General features: G+C 60.8%; 20 protein-coding genes and 1 other RNA gene. 10 read left to right on the top strand and 11 right to left on the bottom strand.

The annotated features are described in order from the left end of the window. Positions 1 to 39: 39 nt before the first annotated feature. On the bottom strand, positions 40 to 1452 hold the full coding sequence (locus tag AC1D06_RS16670) for an FAD-binding oxidoreductase (RefSeq protein ID WP_477987077.1): 1413 nt from the start codon (positions 1450 to 1452) through the stop codon (positions 40 to 42). Positions 1453 to 1558: 106 nt separating this feature from the next. Between AC1D06_RS16670 and AC1D06_RS16665 the strand changes: the two genes are divergently transcribed. Further along, the gene (locus AC1D06_RS16665) at positions 1559 to 2176 is read left to right on the top strand and encodes a thioesterase family protein (protein WP_477987076.1); all 618 of its coding nucleotides are present in this window, start codon (positions 1559 to 1561) and stop codon (positions 2174 to 2176) included. Here the strand turns inward: AC1D06_RS16665 and AC1D06_RS16660 are convergent. The 7 genes from AC1D06_RS16660 to AC1D06_RS16630 form a co-directional block, all read right to left on the bottom strand. Continuing rightward, positions 2109 to 2507 carry a type II toxin-antitoxin system RelE/ParE family toxin gene (locus tag AC1D06_RS16660; RefSeq protein WP_477987112.1) on the bottom strand — a complete coding sequence of 133 codons (399 nt, stop codon included), beginning with the start codon at positions 2505 to 2507 and terminating at the stop codon, positions 2109 to 2111. The two genes, AC1D06_RS16665 and AC1D06_RS16660, sit on opposite strands and share 68 nt — an antisense overlap. Positions 2508 to 2566: 59 nt before the next feature. Continuing rightward, entirely contained in the window at positions 2567 to 2824 is a 258-nt protein-coding gene (locus tag AC1D06_RS16655) for a type II toxin-antitoxin system ParD family antitoxin (protein ID WP_477987074.1), read from the bottom strand. 200 nt (positions 2825 to 3024) lie between these two features. Next, positions 3025 to 3225 carry a DUF4169 family protein gene (locus tag AC1D06_RS16650; RefSeq protein ID WP_477876828.1) on the bottom strand — a complete coding sequence of 67 codons (201 nt, stop codon included), beginning with the start codon at positions 3223 to 3225 and terminating at the stop codon, positions 3025 to 3027. A 14-nt stretch (positions 3226 to 3239) separates the two neighbouring features. Next, entirely contained in the window at positions 3240 to 3749 is a 510-nt protein-coding gene (locus AC1D06_RS16645; protein ID WP_477876904.1) for an SspB family protein, read from the bottom strand. Positions 3750 to 3972: 223 nt separating this feature from the next. After that, positions 3973 to 4327: a transfer-messenger RNA gene (gene ssrA, locus AC1D06_RS16640) on the bottom strand. Positions 4328 to 4406: 79 nt separating this feature from the next. Continuing rightward, positions 4407 to 4901 carry an Lrp/AsnC family transcriptional regulator gene (locus AC1D06_RS16635; protein ID WP_477876829.1) on the bottom strand — a complete coding sequence of 165 codons (495 nt, stop codon included), beginning with the start codon at positions 4899 to 4901 and terminating at the stop codon, positions 4407 to 4409. Between the two features lie 87 nt (positions 4902 to 4988). Continuing rightward, positions 4989 to 5171, bottom strand: a complete 183-nt coding sequence (locus AC1D06_RS16630; RefSeq protein ID WP_477987072.1) for a hypothetical protein — start codon at positions 5169 to 5171, stop codon at positions 4989 to 4991. A gap of 125 nt (positions 5172 to 5296) precedes the next feature. On the opposite strand from AC1D06_RS16630, the gene putA reads away from it, so the two are divergent. After that, entirely contained in the window at positions 5297 to 8995 is a 3699-nt protein-coding gene (gene putA / locus AC1D06_RS16625; RefSeq protein ID WP_477987071.1) for a trifunctional transcriptional regulator/proline dehydrogenase/L-glutamate gamma-semialdehyde dehydrogenase, read from the top strand. Positions 8996 to 8997: 2 nt separating this feature from the next. Here the strand turns inward: putA and AC1D06_RS16620 are convergent, their stop codons facing one another. Beyond that, a complete protein-coding gene (locus AC1D06_RS16620) occupies positions 8998 to 9456 on the bottom strand; it encodes a hypothetical protein (protein WP_477987070.1) in 459 nt (152 codons plus the stop codon). On the opposite strand from AC1D06_RS16620, the gene AC1D06_RS16615 reads away from it, so the two are divergent. After that, positions 9422 to 10459: an ABC transporter substrate-binding protein gene (locus tag AC1D06_RS16615; RefSeq protein WP_477987069.1), complete on the top strand. Its 1038-nt coding sequence runs from the start codon at positions 9422 to 9424 to the stop codon at positions 10457 to 10459. The two genes, AC1D06_RS16620 and AC1D06_RS16615, sit on opposite strands and share 35 nt — an antisense overlap. A gap of 22 nt (positions 10460 to 10481) precedes the next feature. Further along, positions 10482 to 10997 (top strand): tRNA (N6-threonylcarbamoyladenosine(37)-N6)-methyltransferase TrmO, encoded by a 516-nt coding sequence (gene tsaA / locus AC1D06_RS16610; protein WP_477987068.1) that lies wholly within the window; start codon positions 10482 to 10484, stop codon positions 10995 to 10997. Between the two features lie 60 nt (positions 10998 to 11057). Here tsaA and AC1D06_RS16605 read toward each other — a convergent pair whose 3' ends face one another. Continuing rightward, a complete protein-coding gene (locus AC1D06_RS16605; protein ID WP_477876834.1) occupies positions 11058 to 11267 on the bottom strand; it encodes a TOBE domain-containing protein in 210 nt (69 codons plus the stop codon). 82 nt (positions 11268 to 11349) lie between these two features. On the opposite strand from AC1D06_RS16605, the gene AC1D06_RS16600 reads away from it, so the two are divergent. From AC1D06_RS16600 to AC1D06_RS16575, 6 genes are all read left to right on the top strand, one after another. Then, positions 11350 to 11883 (top strand): mismatch-specific DNA-glycosylase, encoded by a 534-nt coding sequence (locus tag AC1D06_RS16600; protein ID WP_477987067.1) that lies wholly within the window; start codon positions 11350 to 11352, stop codon positions 11881 to 11883. A 56-nt stretch (positions 11884 to 11939) separates the two neighbouring features. Then, complete coding sequence (gene msrB, locus AC1D06_RS16595; RefSeq protein ID WP_477987066.1) at positions 11940 to 12443, top strand: peptide-methionine (R)-S-oxide reductase MsrB; 504 nt, start codon at positions 11940 to 11942, stop codon at positions 12441 to 12443. 23 nt (positions 12444 to 12466) lie between these two features. Then, complete coding sequence (msrA, locus tag AC1D06_RS16590; RefSeq protein ID WP_477987064.1) at positions 12467 to 13186, top strand: peptide-methionine (S)-S-oxide reductase MsrA; 720 nt, start codon at positions 12467 to 12469, stop codon at positions 13184 to 13186. 175 nt (positions 13187 to 13361) lie between these two features. After that, positions 13362 to 13607 carry a hypothetical protein gene (locus AC1D06_RS16585; protein ID WP_477987063.1) on the top strand — a complete coding sequence of 82 codons (246 nt, stop codon included), beginning with the start codon at positions 13362 to 13364 and terminating at the stop codon, positions 13605 to 13607. A gap of 140 nt (positions 13608 to 13747) precedes the next feature. Further along, positions 13748 to 14800 carry an NAD(P)-dependent alcohol dehydrogenase gene (locus tag AC1D06_RS16580; RefSeq protein ID WP_477876839.1) on the top strand — a complete coding sequence of 351 codons (1053 nt, stop codon included), beginning with the start codon at positions 13748 to 13750 and terminating at the stop codon, positions 14798 to 14800. Positions 14801 to 14954: 154 nt separating this feature from the next. Beyond that, a complete protein-coding gene (locus tag AC1D06_RS16575; RefSeq protein WP_477987061.1) occupies positions 14955 to 16190 on the top strand; it encodes a calcium-binding protein in 1236 nt (411 codons plus the stop codon). Positions 16191 to 16284: 94 nt separating this feature from the next. On the opposite strand, the gene AC1D06_RS16570 is transcribed toward AC1D06_RS16575, so the two are convergent. Beyond that, entirely contained in the window at positions 16285 to 17943 is a 1659-nt protein-coding gene (locus AC1D06_RS16570; protein WP_477987060.1) for a calcium-binding protein, read from the bottom strand. Positions 17944 to 17989: the final 46 nt, after the last annotated feature.

The following is a 17989-nucleotide window of genomic DNA, read 5'->3' as shown; positions in this document are numbered from 1 at the left end:
GCGACATTAATCCAGAACGAAGATTCGGCGGTGAAGTTTTCAATCCAGGGCGAAAATTTTTCCCGGATTGAAGATGTTCTTTGGGTCGAGCGAGCGCTTGATCTTGCGCATGATATCGACCGAGGCGCCGAGTTCGGCCTTGAGGAATTCCTGCTTGCCCTGGCCGATGCCGTGCTCGCCGGTGCAGGTGCCGTCCATGGCGAGCGCCCGCGCGCTGAGACGGTCGATGAAGGCTTCGGCCTTGGTGATCTCGGCCGGGTCCTTATCGTCGATGACCAGCGAGACGTGGAAATTGCCGTCGCCGGCATGTCCGACGATCGGGCCGATCAGGCCGTGCGCGCGGATATCGTCCTCGGTTTCGGTGACGCATTCGGCGAGCCGCGAGATCGGCAGGCAAACATCGGTGGCGATCGCCGACCAGCCGGGTTTCAGCGCCTTGGCCGACCAATAGACATCATGCCGGGCCTTCCAGATCTTGGCGCGTTCGGCGCTGTCGCGGGTCCAGACGAAATCGTCGGCACCGTTTTCACGTGCCACGTCGCGAAACGCTTCCGACTGCAGCGCCACCGAGGCCGGCGAGCCGTGGAATTCGAGAAACAGCGACGGCATTTCCGGCAGGCTGAGGCCGGAATAGGCGTTGGAGGCCCGCACTTGGTCGGCGTTCATCAGTTCGATGCGCGCCACGGGAATGCCGAGCTGGATGGTCATGATCACGGTTTCGCAAGCCTGCCTGAGGCTCGGAAAGTTGCAATAGCCGCCGGCGATTTCTTCCGGAATGCCCTGCAGGCGCAGCGTCACCGAGGTCAGCACGCCGAGCGTACCCTCGGCCCCGACGAGAAGCCGGGTGAGATCGTAGCCGGCCGAAGATTTTCGCGCCCGGCGGGCGGTGCGGATTTCCTCGCCATTGGCCATGACGGCGGTCAGCGCCAGCACATTGTCCTTCATCGTGCCGTAGCGCACCGCATTGGTGCCGGAGGCGCGCGTCGAGGCCATGCCGCCGATCGAGGCATTGGCGCCGGGATCGATCGGGAAGAACAGGCCGGTGTCGCGCAGATAGGTGTTGAGTTCTTCGCGGGTGATGCCGGGCTCGACGGTGCAGTCGAGATCATCCGGATTGACCTCGAGCACCTTGTTCATGCCCGAGAAATCCAGCGAGAAGCCACCGGATGGAGCATTCACCTGACCTTCCAGCGACGAGCCGGTGCCGAACGGGATCAGTGGAACCGTGTGCTCGGAGGCCAGCCGGACGACGGCCTGTACATCCCCAGCGCTCTCGACGAAGACCACGCCGTCGGGCAATTGCGCCGGCACCCAGGTGGTGGTGTGGGCATGCTGGGCGCGGATCGCCTCACCGGTCTGGAAACGGTTGCCGAAGCGTGCCGCAAGGGCGGCAGCCATGGCGTCAATGCCTTCGTCGTTACGAAGGCCGGGATGGATATGAGAAATGCCCATGGGAGTAACCGTGCGTCGAGACCGGGAGCGATTCCAATACCTTGTGTTTGGAAATCGCCCGAGTAATGTGCCAAGCACTTGCCAAAGTCCAGCCTTGAGAGCCGCCTTGCCCAACGATTCCAAGAAATTCGGCACGCCGATCTTCGCACCCGAAATGCGGATCGAGCCGCAATGGATCGATTACAACGACCATCTCAATATGGCTTATTACAATGTGCTGTTCGATCGGTCGGCGGAGACGGCGGTGGAACTGCTGGCCCTCGGCGAAGCCTATCGCCGGACGACGGACCGGACGCTGATGAATGCCGAGACGCATGTCACCTATCTGCGCGAACTGAAGCCGGACGCCGTGGTGCGCGCCACGTTCCAATTGCTCGACGCCGATGCGAAGCGGATGCACGTCTACCAGGAACTCCATCACCGCGAAGGCTGGCTGGCCGCGACGTCGGAGAGCATCTATCTGCATGTGGATCTGGAGGGGCCGAAAGTGGTGGCGTTTCCGGTGGAGATCGGGGCGGCGGTGCAGGCGATGCTGCGGGAGCATCAGGTTTTGCCGAAGCCGAAATATGTGGGGCGGGTGATGGGGTTAAGGCGGGTGAGCAGGTTGGCCGCGCTACGCGAAACCCTCAACGCGTCGATTGCGGCTGGTGGCGATGTCAGTGAGAGCGAATTGGATGCGGCGCTCGATGCCAAGGCGAAGAAGCTAGCCAAGGAAGGCTTCTGATTGGCGCGGCGAGAAATAGGGCTTCGAACGCTCTTGGGTTACTGGCTGCGATAAAGATTGACCAAGTGCTGCTCGGGGATGCACTTGACCGGCCTACTCTTCGGGAAACAGAATTGCCTCGTAGTTCTGGGCACCGTGGAGAACATGAAGCACGTCCACGATGTCGGGGCCGACACGACAAAAAAATAAGATAATCACCATAGGGGCGGCGGCGGACGCGGATATGCTCGTAGCGCGGGACCAAAGGGTAGGCGCGGGACATTTCGGCCAGGGCGCGGCAACGGCCAAGCAACTCCTGCGCGAAGGTCACGGAGCGGCGAGGGTTATCCATTGCGACATATTCGCCAATCCTGAGGAGGTCGGCTTGGGCCTCGTCGGTGATAATGACAATCACAGGCCGCGTTCTTCCGCCATGCGTTCAAATTTGGCGACCAGTTCGCGCTCCACTTGGTCAACGGGTTTGCCCCGTCCGGCGTCGGCTAGGCCCCGCGCAATCGCCGCATCTAGAGCAGCCAAGCGTTTTTCGCGTTCTTCAACCAGGCGCACCCCCTCGCGCAGCACTTCGCTGCGCGAATTGTAGCGGCCTGTCTTCACCAAGTCATCTACGTAGGCTTCAAGTTTATCGCCTAGATTTGCGCTGCTTGCCATGTCATTTGCTCCTCATGCCCTTATGACATGTAGTGATAACTGTTAGCAAGCGGAGACGATCAGCATTTGACGCTGAAACAAGCTGCAAGCGCCAACACTCGCGACCAAGACCGCTCTGAACACCTGGCGCCCTGAGAAAATGTTTCAGTCAGTCACGAACCCGAATCCAAAAAACCCCATAAACCCCTGAACCACCAGCGTTATTTCGGCTTCTTCGGCGGTTCCGGCTTATCCAGCTTGCTCTGGTCGAGCTGCTTTTCGGCCTTTTCGTTGCGGGCTTGCGTCAGGTTCTTGTCGGTCTTGGTGCGGCCGAAGGAGATGCGGTTTTGCTCGGCCGCTTTCTGCTTTTCGGCACGCTCTTTTTTCTTGCGGAACTGGCGGAGGTTGATGACGTCGCCCATGTTCCGCTCTCCGGTCAATTCTTTTTGCGGAAGGCGTCGAGGGACACGACCGAGCCGGCGGGCTTGGCCTCGCCTTCCTTGCGCTCTTCTTTGTCGGTCGTCGCCTCGTCGCCGGTCGAGATGGGAATGGCGGTGATCTCGGCGCCCTGGTCCTCCTCCTCGGCCGTGGCGACGTCGAATTCCAGTTCAAAATTCACGGAGGGGTCATAGAAGCCGCGGACCGCGCTGAACGGAACGGTCAGCTTTTCCGGCTTGTCGGAGAAGGAGAGGCCGATCTCGAAATAGGTCTCCTGGATCTTGAGCTCCCAGAACTGGTGCTGGACGACGATCGTCATCTGCTCCGGATATTTGGCCTTGAGGTGCTGGGAGATGCGGACGCCAGGCGCCTGGGTGAGGAAAGTGATGAAGAAATGATGGTCGCCCGGCAGGCTACCCGTTGCCGCCACTTCCGACAGAACTTTGCGGATCACGCCGCGAAGCGCGTCCTGTGCCAGAATGTCGTAGCGGATGTGATCCTGCCCCATGTTGATTCCTGTGTTCACTTACTCTTTTCCCCGACTATGCCATTTTTCGCTGAATTGGCAAAGCTTTTCGTTTTTCGGCGGCTAACCAGACTTTCGTTGGCAAGCCGAGGATTCATCCGCTTAGTCCTTTGTTTTGTCGCAGGTTCTGGTCGGAAAACCGTGGGACACTTTTCCGGAACCTGCTTGGCAGAAAATCAGACGGGCGTGTCGAAAATGGGGTGGAAGTGAAGGCTTCTGTTGCCAGGTGCCTTCGAACCCCGCCTTACGGTGCTACCCGCAAGGGCTTGATTTGAAGTGTCGCACTGCGATTAAGCAGCGAGACGARCTTCAGCATAGTTGTCGTTTGCAACTACATTTTTGACCCGATAACGGTGGTATCATGCCGAGCACAGCTCATGTCTTTCAATGCCAGTCGATCCCATTTCGCCCCCATCAACAGCCATCGTCAACCGATGGTTCTTGGTGGAGGCGGCGGCTYCGAAGCCGCGTCCTGTACACCTATTGCACAAGAGGTTTAGCGCCATAGACTCCTTGCGGAGCCACACCAATGTAAGGATTTTCGGCAGCTTTTCAAGCGTCTAATGAGTTTCGCGCGAGGGCATTTGAATTAACGTCGGCATTAACCATGCCATGTGGTGCGTTGCTCGGTGGGCCGCCCTACCAGATGCCTGCCGCCGCGCCGCTCCACGCTTCCTTGACGGTCTCCATCGCGACATTGGTCGAGGTGCTCGACACGTAGGGCAGGTTGGAGATGCGTTCGCCGAGGACCTGGCGATAGCGGCGGATGTCCTTCGTCCTGATTTTGAGCAGGTAATCGAACCGGCCGGCGATCATGTGGCACTCTTCGACTTCCTTGATCTTCTTGACCGCCGCGTTGAAGGCGCGAAGAGCGTCTTCCTGAGTGTTCGACAGCTTCACCTCGGCAAAGGCAATATGTTCGAGGTCGAGCTTCGAGGGATTGATCACTGCCCTGAAGCCCTCGATGTAACCGTCGGAGGTCAGGCGTTTCAGCCGAAGCTGGCAAGGTGTTTTGGACAGGCCGACCTTCGCTGCCAATTCGGTGACCGACATGCGGCCATCTTCCGAGAGCGCTTCGAGGATTTTCCGATCGAAATGGTCAATTTCACTATTCTTTGTCGAATCGTAGGCCATTTCGCTCTCCTTTTGCCGAGATTTAAAATCAAATAGACCAATTTTCTACCAAATCAAGTCTGTCCGGATTTCGCGAATGTGATATCCTCATTTCACGTTTCCAAGAGGCCCAATCCCGTGAATACCGCAGCAGGTGATCGTGTTAAGGTGATCCCAATCGTCGAGTGCAATGGATACATCTGCAACAGGGATGGTCTTGACGTGGATGCGGTGAAAAAACACCCGCTTGCGACCGAAAGCGTGCTCGGCTTCGAGGGCGCGGAGAGCCATGGCGACGGTGCCTGTGGCATTAAGAGATCACCGATTTTCGAACACTTGCCTGCCGCACGGCGCCCAAAAGCATCGCCGAGGCTGACAAAGCCTTCGGCATCTGATTTCACACGAAAGGTATGACCATGCCGACCTCATTGAAGATGAACGAAGACACCGAGGCCGGCCAGCCGTTTGCTGATTTTGCGCCGCCGATCCATGCCCAATCGCCGCTCAGGCAAGCAATCACCGCCGCCTATCGCCGGCCGGAGCCGGAGGCCCTGCCGCCCCTGGTCGAAGCCGCCAGACTGCCGGAAAAGATGAAAGCTGACGTGGCCAATACGGCCCGTATCCTGATCGAGACATTGCGTGCCAAGCACAAGGGCACGGGCGTCGAGGGCCTCGTGCATGAATATTCTCTGTCGAGCCAGGAAGGCGTGGCGCTGATGTGCCTTGCCGAGGCGCTGCTGCGCATCCCCGACGACGAAACCCGTGACGCACTGATCCGCGACAAGATTTCGGAAGGCGACTGGCGGTCGCATCTCGGGGGCACGAAATCCATGTTCGTCAACGCTGCGACCTGGGGCCTCGTGGTGACCGGCAAGCTGACGTCGACCGTCAGCGACCGCAGCCTCGGCGCCGCTCTAACCAGGCTGATCGCGCGCGCCGGCGAACCGGTGATCCGGCGCGGTGTCGATATGGCCATGCGCATGATGGGCGAGCAGTTCGTCACCGGCGAGACGATCGAGGAGGCGCTCAAGCGCTCCAGATCGCTCGAAGCGCGCGGTTTCCGCTATTCCTACGACATGCTAGGCGAGGCGGCGACCACGGCGGCGGACGCTCAGCGCTACCTGCGCGACTATGAAAACGCCATCAACGCCATCGGCAAGGCATCGAACGGACGCGGCGTCTATGAAGGCCCCGGCATCTCGATCAAGCTCTCGGCGCTGCATCCGCGCTACAGCCGCGCCCAGGCCGACCGGGTGATGGGCGAACTGCTGCCACGGGTTAAGCAACTCGCTCTGCTGTCCAAGAAATACGATATCGGCCTCAATATCGACGCCGAGGAGGCCGACAGGCTGGAGCTTTCGCTCGACCTGCTCGAGGAGCTCAGCCTCGACAAGGACCTGGAAGGCTGGAATGGCCTCGGTTTCGTTGTCCAGGCCTATGGCAAGCGCTGCCCCTTTGTGCTCGATTACATCATCGATCTCGCCCGCCGTTCAGGCCGCCGCATCATGGTGCGCCTGGTGAAGGGTGCCTATTGGGACGCCGAGATCAAGCGTGCCCAGCTCGATGGCCTCGAAGGCTTCCCGGTCTACACCCGCAAGATTCACACCGATGTCGCCTATATCGCCTGTGCTCGCAAGCTCCTGGCAGCTCCGGACGCGGTGTTTCCGCAATTCGCCACCCACAACGCCCAGACGCTGGCGGCCATCTACCATCTGGCGGGAAGCGATTTCYAGGTCGGCAAATACGAGTTCCAATGTCTGCACGGCATGGGCGAGCCGCTCTATGACGAAGTCGTAGGCAAGGATAAGCTCGATCGTCCCTGCCGCATCTATGCACCCGTCGGCACGCACGAGACGCTGCTCGCCTATCTCGTCCGGCGCCTTCTGGAGAACGGGGCGAATTCGTCCTTCGTCAATCGCATCTCCGACCCCAATGTGTCGGTCGACGATCTCGTCGCCGATCCGGGCGATGTGGTCCGGGCCATGCCGATCGTCGGCATGCCGCACGACCAGATCGCGCTTCCCGCCGCACTCTATGGCCGGGAACGGCTGAACTCCAGAGGTCTCGATCTTTCCAACGAAACGACCTTGAAGGAACTTGCCGGCAATCTCGAAGCGACGCTATCGCAGAACTGGCATGCCAAGCCGCTGCTTGCCGACGGCAATGAGGATGGCGACACAAGACCGATCCTGAACCCGGCCGATCATGGCGACACTGTCGGTTCGGTGACCGAGGTTCGCCTTGATGACGCCGCACGGATCGCCCGCATGGCGGCTCAGGGTGTTGCCGAATGGTCCGCAAAACCGCCGTCCGAACGGGCCGCCTGTCTCGAACGCGCCGCCGACCTGATGCAGGAGCGCCTCGAAACTCTGATGGCGATTGCAATGCGCGAAGCCGGCAAATCCGCGCAGAACGCGATCGGCGAAGTGCGCGAGGCGATCGATTTCCTCCGCTATTATGCGCTGCAGGCGCGCAAGACGCTCGGGGTGTCGCATGCGCCGCTCGGCGCAGTGCTGTGCATCAGCCCATGGAATTTCCCGCTGGCGATTTTTACCGGCCAGGTCGCCGCCGCCCTTGTCGCGGGCAATTCGGTGATGGCCAAGCCCGCGGGCGTCACGCCGATCATCGCCTATGAGAGCGTCAGGATCCTGCATGAGGCGGGCGTTCCGCGCGCGGCACTGCAATTCGTGCCGGGCAGCGGCCGTGTCGGTGCGGCGCTTGTCGCCGCGCCCGAGACCGCGGGCGTCATGTTCACCGGATCGACTGAAGTCGCGCGGCAGATCCAGGCGCAGCTCAGCGAGCGCCTGTCTCCGGCCGGCAAGCCCATTCCGCTGATCGCCGAGACCGGCGGCCAGAATGGCATGATCGTCGACTCCTCGGCGCTGGCCGAACAGGTCGTGTTCGACGTCATCGCCTCGGCTTTCGACAGCGCCGGACAGCGCTGCTCGGCGCTGCGCGTGCTCTGCCTGCAGGAAGACATTGCCGACCGGACGCTGGCCATGCTCAAGGGGGCGCTCAAGGAATTGACCATCGGCCGCACGGACCGTCTCAACATCGATATCGGCCCGGTGATCAACGAACCCGCCCAGTCCGAGATCGACAAGCATATCGAGCGGATGCGCGCGCTCGGCTGCAAGGTGGAGCAACTGCCGCTGCCTGATAGCGCCAAGCTCGGCACGTTCGTGCCGCCGACGATTGTTGAACTCAAGCAGATGTCGGATTTGACGCGCGAAGTGTTCGGCCCGGTCCTGCATGTCATCCGCTACCGTCGCGACGATCTCGACCGGCTGATCGATGACATCAACAATTCGGGCTACGGCCTGACCTTCGGCCTGCACACGCGCCTCGATGAAACCATCGAGCATGTGACCGGACGGGTGAAGGCCGGCAATCTCTATGTCAACCGCAACATCATCGGCGCGGTGGTCGGCGTGCAGCCGTTCGGTGGTCGCGGACTGTCCGGCACCGGACCGAAGGCGGGCGGGCCGCTCTATGTCGGCCGCCTTGTGCAGCGCGCACCGGTGCCGCCGCAGCATAGTTCTGTCCATACCGACCCGGCGGTGCGCGAGTTCGCGACCTGGCTCGGCCGCAGGGGCCATAATGCTGCGGCACAGGCAGCCCGCGATTTTGCCGGCACGTCAGCGCTCGGCCTCGAACGGGAACTGGATGGACCGGTGGGCGAGCGCAATCTCTATGCGCTGCATCCCCGCGGCCGCATCCTGCTGGTCCCGGCGACTGCCGAAGGCCTGTTCCGCCAGGTGGCGGCGGCGCTGGCGACCGGAAACGAGATCGTGATCGACCGCGCCGCGAACCTCGAAAGCGTCTTGGCTGGGCTTCCGGCATCGGTGTCGGCGCGGATTTCGTGGACATCCGACTGGGATGCGGATGGTCCATTCTCGGGCGCTCTGGTCGAAGGTGACGCCAGCCGCGTGGCTGCGGTGAACAAGCGGATCGCGACGCTCAAGGGGCCGCTCGTCCTGGTACAGTCGGCCACATCGGAAGAGCTTGCCAGCGATCAGGAGGCCTATTGCCTGAACTGGCTCTTGGAGGAAGTGTCGACCTCCATCAACACCGCTGCTGCCGGCGGCAATGCAAGCCTGATGACGATCGGCTGAGATCAGGCCGGCCGCGCGGCAGGATCGCGCGGCCGCATGACGCAAACGAGAGCAAGATGATGAAATCTCCTGACCGCGAGCCGGAGCCCGATCCGCTGCTCAAGAATTACAAGCCGCTTGCCTTGAAAGCCGTGTTGGCTGGGTGCGCTGTCAAACGGGAAGCGACGAAGCGGCCTGCCGAGGAACCGCAATCCTTCGGGCCATTGCCCGAGGGGTTCCATATGCCGCAACCGTTTGACGAGTGATGGACCGAACACGATATTGAGCGGCCGTCCATTGCCGGAGTCGGAAAATAGGCGCCGTTTATACAAAATATTGGCGTTTTTTTGAAAATTGGCCGCGACAGATTTTCCCTCGAAACTGTTGCAGGCCGTGGTTATAAGTCCTCCCGGTATTGCCAATTCGTCGCCTTCGGGAGTGTATCGAATGCCGAGAAACCTAATCTGGTCAGCCCTTTTCATTGCTCTTTTCGCTCATGGCGTGGCGGATGCCGCGAAGTTCACCGACGCCGCCGGCAGGGTGGTCACCGTGCCTGACACGATCAACAAGGTGGCCGCCGCCGGGCCGCCGGCCGAGGCGCTGCTTTTCGTGCTGGCGCCGGACAAGCTGGTGGGCTGGGTCAGTCCGAAGACCGACAAGCAAAAGGATTTCATGCCGGATTCGGCGACCGGCCTGCCTGTGCTGGGCCGGCTGACCGGCAAGGACGCCGATGCCGCGATTGCCGCGATCAAGAAGGCCAAGCCGGACCTGATCATCGATGTCGGCGACGTCAATCCAAAATACAAGGCGCTTGCCGACAAGATGCAGAAGGAGATCGGCATCCCCTATATCTTGATCGATGGCCGGCTCGCCAATACCGGCAAAGCGCTGCAGCAGGTCGGCGACCTGCTTGGCCTCAACATGCGCCAGGACAGCCTGGCCGGCGCCGTCAAGGACGAGATGGACGAGGTTGCGTCGACATTCGCCAAGCTGCCGCTGAAAGATAGGGCGCGTATCTATTACGGCCGTGGCAAGAATGGCCTGCAGACCGGGCCGGAAGGTTCGATCAACACCGAATTCATCGACGCGGTCGGCGCCGTCAACGTGGCGGCCAAGGCAGGCGAGGACGGTCTCGTCGATGTCACCGTCAAGCAGGTGGTCGACTGGAACCCGGATATCATCATCGCTGAAGACCCGGCCTTTTTTGCCTCGGTGGCCAAGGATCCGGCCTGGGCGGGGATCAAGGCGGTCAAGGACAAGCGCGTCTATATCGTGCCGTCGGCGCCCTATGGCTGGCTGGACGGGCCGCCGGGCGTCAACCGGATGATGGGCATTCTGTGGTTGGAAGCCGTGCTCTATCCGAAAAAGTTCGATAGCGATATCCTGCCGAAACTGCGCCAGTTCTACAACGAGTTCTACCAGGTCGACCTGATCGACGAGCAGATCGACGAGATGTTCCAGGACACCAGCCTGCAGCAGCATTGAGCCGTGAGCGGAAGGGAATTTAATGGTCCGTGAAAACGAACTGCGGATGAATGAAGTGGCGGTGACGCCGCCCGAAGCCCAGGATGCCGGCCTGACCTTCATCGGCCGTATCCTGACGCCGTGGACGTCGCGGATGGAGACGCCGCGCCAGGGCCGGCACGACGGGCCGCTCTGCACGATCGAAATCTTCGAGCCCTGGGTGGCGGCGCTCCGGGGCGTTGAAGCGTTCGAGCGGCTGGAAGTGCTCTATTGGTTCGACCGGTCGCGGCGCGATCTCGTGTTGCAGAGCCCTGCCAGCAATGGCGAAGTGCGCGGCACGTTTTCGCTGCGCTCGCCGGTCAGGCCCAATCCGATCGGCACGTCGATCGTGCTTCTGGAACGCGTTGAGGGCAATCGTCTGTTTGTCCGCGGCATGGATTGCCTCGATGGCTCGCCGCTCCTCGACCTCAAACCGGACCGAACGCTGTTCAAACCGATCGCGCCGCCGCAGCCGGACGATTTCCAGACTGAAACGGCGCCTTATTGCCAGAAGGCATAAGGCGCATGTCTCCCGAAAACGGTTGCCGGCTTCGGGATAGAGACCTGCGCAAACAAAGGTCTAATCGTCGACGGCGACCATGACGTCGGAGGCTTTGACGACAGCGTAGGCTTCATGGCCGACGGCGAGGCCGAGCTCGTCGACAGCCTCGTTGGTGATCGAGGCGGTGACGATCGAGCCGCCGACATCGATGCGGACATGGGCGGTGGTGGCGCCGAGCGTCACTTCGACGATGCGGCCCTTGAGGCGGTTGCGGGCGCTGATTTTCATGAATAGTCTCCTCGGGTTGTGATTGGAGCGATAGCATGGCGCGGTGTCGGGGCCAATGCCGGGCGAGGGGATGTCGGCATATATGAATAGCGATATCCTCGAAGATCTGCTGCGTCCGGGTCTCAAGCTGGTGATCTGCGGCACCGCCGCCGGGAAGCGCTCAGCCGAGCTCAAGTCTTATTATGCAGGGCCGGGCAACAAGTTCTGGCGTATCATGCATGAGATCGGCCTGACGCCGGAGCGGCTCGCGCCGCTCGACTGGCGCGAGATCGGCCGCTACGGCATCGGCTTTACCGATATGGCGAAGGCGCATTTCGGCAGCGATGCCGACCTGCCGGCGCATGCCTTCGATGCTGCGCGGCTGCGTGGCGTGATTGCGCAGTTCCGGCCCGTGGCGCTTGCCTTCAACGGCAAGAAGGCAGCGCAGATGTTTTATGGCCGCACCGCGATCGACTATGGCCCACAGCCGGCGATCGATCAGACGGCAATCTGGGTTCTGCCGTCGACCTCGGGTGCCGCAAGTGGCGCCTGGAGCCCGCTGCCCTGGCGCCAGATGGCGGAAAGCCTGCGACTTCACACCCGATCAAATGCAAGTGATTTTACAGCGGGCCTGTAACTATGGAATGACCAACTGCGTAATTGGTGTGATGTTCCATGAATGGAGGAAACACCATGTTCACACGCAGACACATTCTCAAGACCGGTACGGCGCTCGCCGTGGCCGGTGCGTTTCCGTCGATGCTGTTTGCCGCGGTCGACAATGCGCTCGCCGCCGATAGCGACAAGGTCACGCATAGCGATGCGGAATGGCAGAAGCTGCTCACCCCGGACCAGTACGAGGTGCTCCGGCATGCCGGCACCGAGCGGCCGTTCACCAGCCCGCTGCTCGATGAGCACCGGACCGGCACGTTCGCCTGCGCCGGCTGCAACCTGCCGCTGTTCTCGTCCAAGACCAAGTTCGATAGCGGCACCGGTTGGCCGAGCTTCTGGCAGCCGCTCGACAATGCGGTGATCAATAAGGGAGACGATTCCTTCGGCATGGTCCGCACCGAGGTTGAATGCCGCCGCTGCGAAGGCCATCTCGGCCATGTCTTCGACGACGGCCCGAAGCCGACCGGCCTGCGTTATTGCATGAACGGCGTGGCGCTGAAATTCATTGCCGCAGCGGCCTCGTGAGCCCCGGCAGAAAGGACAGAACGATGAGCAAGACAATTTCCAAGTCCGCGTGGGTTTCGCGCGGCGTTCTCGCCGCGGCCCTGATTGCCGCTGGTGCCACATTTTATTCCCGCACGGCTGCTGCCGAAGAGGGCATTTCCATTCCGCCGCCGAGCGTCGACGAAAAGGCCACCAAGAGCGTGGAGACGGCGGTGTTCGCCGGTGGCTGTTTCTGGGGCGTGCAGGGCGTGTTCCAGCATGTCAACGGCGTTACCGAGGCGATATCCGGCTATACCGGCGGCGCCGAGAAAGATGCGGTCTATGAAGTGGTCGGCACTGGTGACACGGGGCATGCCGAGTCGGTCAAGGTCACCTTCGACCCGAAGAAGATCAGCTACGGCCATCTGCTGCAGATCTATTTCTCCGTCGCCCATGACCCGACCGAACTCAACCGGCAGGGGCCGGACGGCGGCACGCAATACCGCTCGACAGTCTTCCCGATGAGCGAGGACCAGGCCAAGGTCGCCAAGGCCTATATCGCCGAACTCGACAAGGCCAATACGTTTGGCACCAAGCTCGCCACCACCGTCGAGCCGGGCAAGACCTTCTACCCGGCCGAGGATTATCACCAGAACTTCCTGACGCTGAACCCGACCTATCCTTATATCGTCTATAACGACCTGCCGAAGATCGAGAATCTCAAGCACCTGTTCCCCAAAGATTATCGCGACGATCCGGTGCTGGTGAAAGTTTCGTCGAACTGAAGGCTTCTGTTCCGGCATAGAAGCATCGCCCAAAGCCTTCCTGAATATCGCGTTCCCCGAGTGGCATCACCCGCTCGGGGAACGCGCATTTTGTCCTTGGCTAATATAGGCGGTCGCGGTAGGAATCCGTATCTAGCAAAGCTACAAGGCGTTTCCGCGCCGCAGGGAGGACGGAATGGCAAAGCATGTGTTCGATGATGTGACGACCGTCGGAGTCGACCAGACCAACGACAACCAGACCTGGGAATTCATCAAGGCGTCTTCCGTCCACGTCGCCAGCGGAACGGCGCTCAATGTCCTTGGCACTGCGAACACCTATTCGCTGCTCGGCACTCTCGCCAGCGATTCTGGCGACGCCTTCAAGATTACCGGTGCCAACAATGACATCGACATCGGGGCAAGCGCATTTCACCGCCGATGACACGGCCTTATGGGCTGTTGGTGGCGGGTTGACCGTCCTCATGCCGGCATGGCGGGTAGACAAACGTCAAGCGGAGGCGATATAGTCGTCTCCGCAAACACTTCCTCCCAAATTTTCACCAGACATGTCAGGAGCTAACCATGTTCTCTTGCACCGGCTATGCGGCCGAGGCCGCCAGCGCGCAACTTGCGCCGTTTTCCTTCCACCGCCGTGACACCGGGCCGACCGATGTGCGCATCGAAATCCTCTTTTGCGGCGTCTGCCATTCCGACCTGCACACCGCGCGCAACGAATGGCACTTCACCGTCTACCCTGCCGTTCCCGGCCATGAGATCGTCGGCCGTGTCGTCGAGGTTGGAAGCAGTGTGACCAAGTACAAGGTCGGCGACAAAGTCGGTGTCGGCTGCATGGTCGATTCCTGCCGCAGCTGCGCGAGCTGCGTCGAAGGGCTCGAGCAATATTGCGAGGTCGGCAATACCGGCACCTATAACAGTCCCGATGCGGAATTCGGCCATACCTTAGGCGGCTATTCCAGCCATATCGTCGTCGAGCAGGATTTTGTCCTCAGGATACCCGACAACCTCGATCTGGCGGCCGCGGCACCGCTGCTCTGTGCCGGCATCACCACCTATTCGCCGCTGCGCCACTGGGGTGCCGGCCCCGGCAAGAAAGTCGGCATTGCCGGTCTCGGCGGCCTCGGTCATATGGGCGTCAAGCTCGCGCATGCCATGGGCGCACATGTCACCATGATCACCACGTCGCAGTCCAAGATCGCGGACGCCAAGGCGCTCGGTGCCGACGAGGTGATCCTGTCGACGAGCACCGACGACATGTCGGCGAACGCCAACAACCTCGACCTGATCATAGACTGCATCTCGGCCGATCATTCGATGGACGCCTATGGGCGGCTTCTCAAGCGCGATGGCACGATCGTGCTGGTCGGCGCGCCGGAAAACCCGCTGTCGATTGCCGCCTTCACGCTGCTCGCCAAGCGCCGCAGCTTTGCCGGCTCCGGCATTGGCGGTATTGCGGAGACCCAGGAGATGCTGGATTTCTGCGCCGAGCACAACGTGCTGTCGGAAATCGAGATCATCCCGATCCAGAAGATCAACGAAGCCTATGAGCGGATGCTGAAGAGCGACGTGAAATATCGCTTCGTCATCGACATGACGTCGCTGCCGAAAGCGGCCTGAGAATTTCGGCGCAGCTTGAAACGTCTCTTGCGTGGGGGAACTGCGCAACCGCCAAAAACCCGCCTTCTATGTCGATGCATAGGGGGCGGTACACCTGCCGCGGTTCCCGGATGAACATCAATTGAAACATCTCGGACAGCGCAGAGGCTCCATCATGCTCCACACTATCAGCGGCAAGCAGACGACGACCATTCAGGTCAATACCAACGACGATATCTGGACCTTGGTCAAAAACGCAAAGATCACCGTTGCAGGCTCGCCCGGCATGCTCGAATCGGGCGACGGCAACACGATCAATGTGCTGGGCGACGTTAATGTCACCGGCGATTCCAACTCGGGCGTCCGCTTCCAAGGCGCGACCTCCGTGCTGAATATCGGCGTCGACTCGGTCATCAATGCCGTCAACGCCGCGTATGGCATCTACTACGAAGGCAACGGCGGCCAGATCAACATCGACGGCTTGGTCAAGGGCGGCGATGCCGCCGTCTACGGCGCGATCTCGGCCGTGGTGAAGAACAATGGCAGCCTCACCGGCGACAATGGCATGATGTTCCAAGATGCCGGTTCCGACATCACCAATTCAAAGTCGATCGATGTCACGAACACAGGCATCAGCAGCGGCGCGGACGACACCCTGATCGTCAATGATGTGCATGGCCAGATTCATGCCAAGATCGGCATCGCCCTCAGCGGCATGGATGGCGATAAAGCCACGATCGACAATGCGGGCCTCATAGATGCGGGCAAGATCGCGATCTCCGATGGTCTGGACAATCTCATCCTGACCAATACCGGCACGCTCAAGGGTGCGGTACAGCTCGGCGCCGGCGACGACCAGATCGATACGCGCCATGGCACGGTCAGCGGCAAGATTTTCGGCGGTGACGGCGACGATACGTTCATCATCTCCAATGCGGCACAGAAGATCGTCGAAACCGCCAATCACGGCACCGATACGGTCGAGAGCACCGTGACCTATACGCTCGGCGCCAATATCGAAAATCTCACCCTGCTCGGCAAGAAGGACATCAACGGCACCGGCAATGATGACGGCAACGTCATCACCGGCAACAAGGGCAACAACGTGCTTTCCGGGGGCGCCGGGAATGACACGCTCGACGGGGCCCATGGCAATGACACATTGCGCGGCGGCGACGGCTTCGACACTTTCGTCTTCAACCATGGCGGCGGCAAGGACCATATCCAAGGCTTCACCGACAATGTCGACTACATCCATTCCGATATGGTCAAAAGCCAGGCGGACTTCGATGCGCTAAGCGTCAAGCAGGTCGGCGCAGACGTGGTGATCAATTTCGGTGGCGGTGACACGCTGACGATCGATCACATCAATATCGGCAAGATCGACTATAACGATTTCGTCACCATCTGATCCGCGTCGATCGCTACGTTCGCGAATGCCCGATGCCCTGGTTCGCGGCCAGGGCATCGACATATTCAGGGTGACCGACTACCTGCTGGCAGGTTCAGATGACGAGAATGTCGTCGGCGCTGAAGGTCGCCAGTGTCAGACCGCGGATCGAGCTTTCGCCCACGCCGTGGTCGATATCGATATGGATCGAATTGCCTTCCTGGGTGATTTCGTTGGCGGAATTCAACAGGTTGAACCAGTCGGTTGCGGTCTGGATTGATCCAAAGGCCGGCAAGACGAGGTGGTCGACGCCATCCTCGAAATCGGTGATGTTCAGCGGGGCGGAGAGCGTGCCGTCGGCGAGGCTGCCTCCCGAGCCATTGGTGTGGACAGGGATATAGAACTGGTCTGCGCCCGTGCCGCCGGTCATCTTGACATTTTTCGAGCTGGCGGCGGCGATCAGCACATCGTCGTTGGCGCCCCCGTCCATCGTGCCGCCATCGCCGACGAGGGTGAGCGTGTCATTGCCGCTTTCGCCGTAGAGCTTGGGTGCAACGGCATCGGTCAGGCTATCGCTCATCGTGTCGTCGCCCGAGCCGCCGTAAAAGCTGCCGGCACTACTGACATTGAACGTATCGGCGGCGGACGAGCCGCGGACATTCTCGATATTGACAAGGCTATCGGTGCCGCCGCCGGTCTTCACCACGGATGCGGTGAACGAGTCCATGGTCACCGAGATCGACGTCGAGAAATGCGAATAGTCGGCGCTGTCGGACGTACCGTCGCCACCGTCGAGCGTGTTGGAGCCGTCGCCGGAATAGAGGGTGTCATCGCCGCCGGCGCCGTTCAGCTGGTCGCCGCCGCCATGGCCGTCGCCGACCGTGTCATCGGCATAGAGCTTGTTGGCCGCATCATTGCCGGTGATGGTGTTGGCGCTCGCATTGCCCTGGCCGTCGATGGCGCCGTTTCCGGTGAGCGTCAGGTTTTCGACATTGGCGCTCAACACATAGTTTGCGGAGGAGGTGACGCTATCGGTGCCGCCATTGGCGAGTTCGGTGATCTTGTCGGCCGAATTGTCGACCATGTAGGTGTCGTCGCCTTTCCCGCCGCGCATCCAGTCGATATTGGTGCCGCCATCGAGCGTGTTGTTGCCGTCATTGCCAGTCAGGATGTTCCTGAGCGTATTGCCGGTGGCGCTGAGATCGTCATTGCCGGCGAGCGTCAGATTTTCGACATTGTGCCCGAGCGTGAAGCTGATGTCCGAAATGACCGTATCCGTGCCGCCGTTCGACGCTTCGACAACCTTGTCGCCGGCTTGATTGATATAATAGGTGTCGTCGCCGGCGCCGCCCACCATCCGGTCGGCACCCTTGCCGCCATCGAGGATATTGTCGCCGCGATTGCCGACAAGCGTGTTGTCGGCTTCATTTCCCGTGCCGTAGATGTCGGCGGAGCCGTCGAGCACCAGGCGCTCCACATGGGCGGTGAGTGTGTAGGGGACTGTCGCATAGACCAGGTCGTTGCCTTGGTTGTTGCGTTCGGAGACGGTGTCGTGCGGGGAATCGACATAATAGGTGTCGTTGCCATCGCCGCCGGCCATGAAATCGGCGCCTGCGCCGCCATTGAGGACATCGTTGCCGCTGCCGCCCGAGAGCGTATCGCCGCCGTCATTGCCGGACAGCGCGTCGTTGCCATCGAGGCCAAGAATGATGTCCGGACTATTGCCGCCCGTCAGGACATCGTGCCCCGGTGTTCCCTTGATGATCTTCGCCATGGCTCTCTCCCGTTCCCATGCCGCACAACCTCGCGGAGTATATCAC

The organism is Rhizobium sp. P2_G2, assembly GCF_056403555.1.
The sequence above is the reverse complement of the archived record's forward strand: the minus strand, read 5'-3'. Positions and strand labels throughout refer to the sequence as shown.

Coding starts and splice junctions, on each gene's coding strand:
- AC1D06_RS16670 (WP_477987077.1), bottom strand. CDS start 1,452: ATGGGCATTTCTCATATCCATCCCGGCCTTCGTAACGACGAAGGCATT.
- AC1D06_RS16660 (WP_477987112.1), bottom strand. CDS start 2,507: ATGGATAACCCTCGCCGCTCCGTGACCTTCGCGCAGGAGTTGCTTGGC.
- AC1D06_RS16655 (WP_477987074.1), bottom strand. CDS start 2,824: ATGGCAAGCAGCGCAAATCTAGGCGATAAACTTGAAGCCTACGTAGAT.
- AC1D06_RS16650 (WP_477876828.1), bottom strand. CDS start 3,225: ATGGGCGACGTCATCAACCTCCGCCAGTTCCGCAAGAAAAAAGAGCGT.
- AC1D06_RS16645 (WP_477876904.1), bottom strand. CDS start 3,749: ATGGGGCAGGATCACATCCGCTACGACATTCTGGCACAGGACGCGCTT.
- AC1D06_RS16635 (WP_477876829.1), bottom strand. CDS start 4,901: ATGGCCTACGATTCGACAAAGAATAGTGAAATTGACCATTTCGATCGG.
- AC1D06_RS16630 (WP_477987072.1), bottom strand. CDS start 5,171: ATGGCTCTCCGCGCCCTCGAAGCCGAGCACGCTTTCGGTCGCAAGCGG.
- AC1D06_RS16615 (WP_477987069.1), top strand. CDS start 9,422: ATGCCGAGAAACCTAATCTGGTCAGCCCTTTTCATTGCTCTTTTCGCT.
- AC1D06_RS16620 (WP_477987070.1), bottom strand. CDS start 9,456: ATGAAAAGGGCTGACCAGATTAGGTTTCTCGGCATTCGATACACTCCC.
- tsaA (WP_477987068.1), top strand. CDS start 10,482: ATGGTCCGTGAAAACGAACTGCGGATGAATGAAGTGGCGGTGACGCCG.
- AC1D06_RS16605 (WP_477876834.1), bottom strand. CDS start 11,267: ATGAAAATCAGCGCCCGCAACCGCCTCAAGGGCCGCATCGTCGAAGTG.
- AC1D06_RS16600 (WP_477987067.1), top strand. CDS start 11,350: ATGAATAGCGATATCCTCGAAGATCTGCTGCGTCCGGGTCTCAAGCTG.
- msrB (WP_477987066.1), top strand. CDS start 11,940: ATGTTCACACGCAGACACATTCTCAAGACCGGTACGGCGCTCGCCGTG.
- msrA (WP_477987064.1), top strand. CDS start 12,467: ATGAGCAAGACAATTTCCAAGTCCGCGTGGGTTTCGCGCGGCGTTCTC.
- AC1D06_RS16585 (WP_477987063.1), top strand. CDS start 13,362: ATGGCAAAGCATGTGTTCGATGATGTGACGACCGTCGGAGTCGACCAG.
- AC1D06_RS16580 (WP_477876839.1), top strand. CDS start 13,748: ATGTTCTCTTGCACCGGCTATGCGGCCGAGGCCGCCAGCGCGCAACTT.
- AC1D06_RS16575 (WP_477987061.1), top strand. CDS start 14,955: ATGCTCCACACTATCAGCGGCAAGCAGACGACGACCATTCAGGTCAAT.
- AC1D06_RS16570 (WP_477987060.1), bottom strand. CDS start 17,943: ATGGCGAAGATCATCAAGGGAACACCGGGGCACGATGTCCTGACGGGC.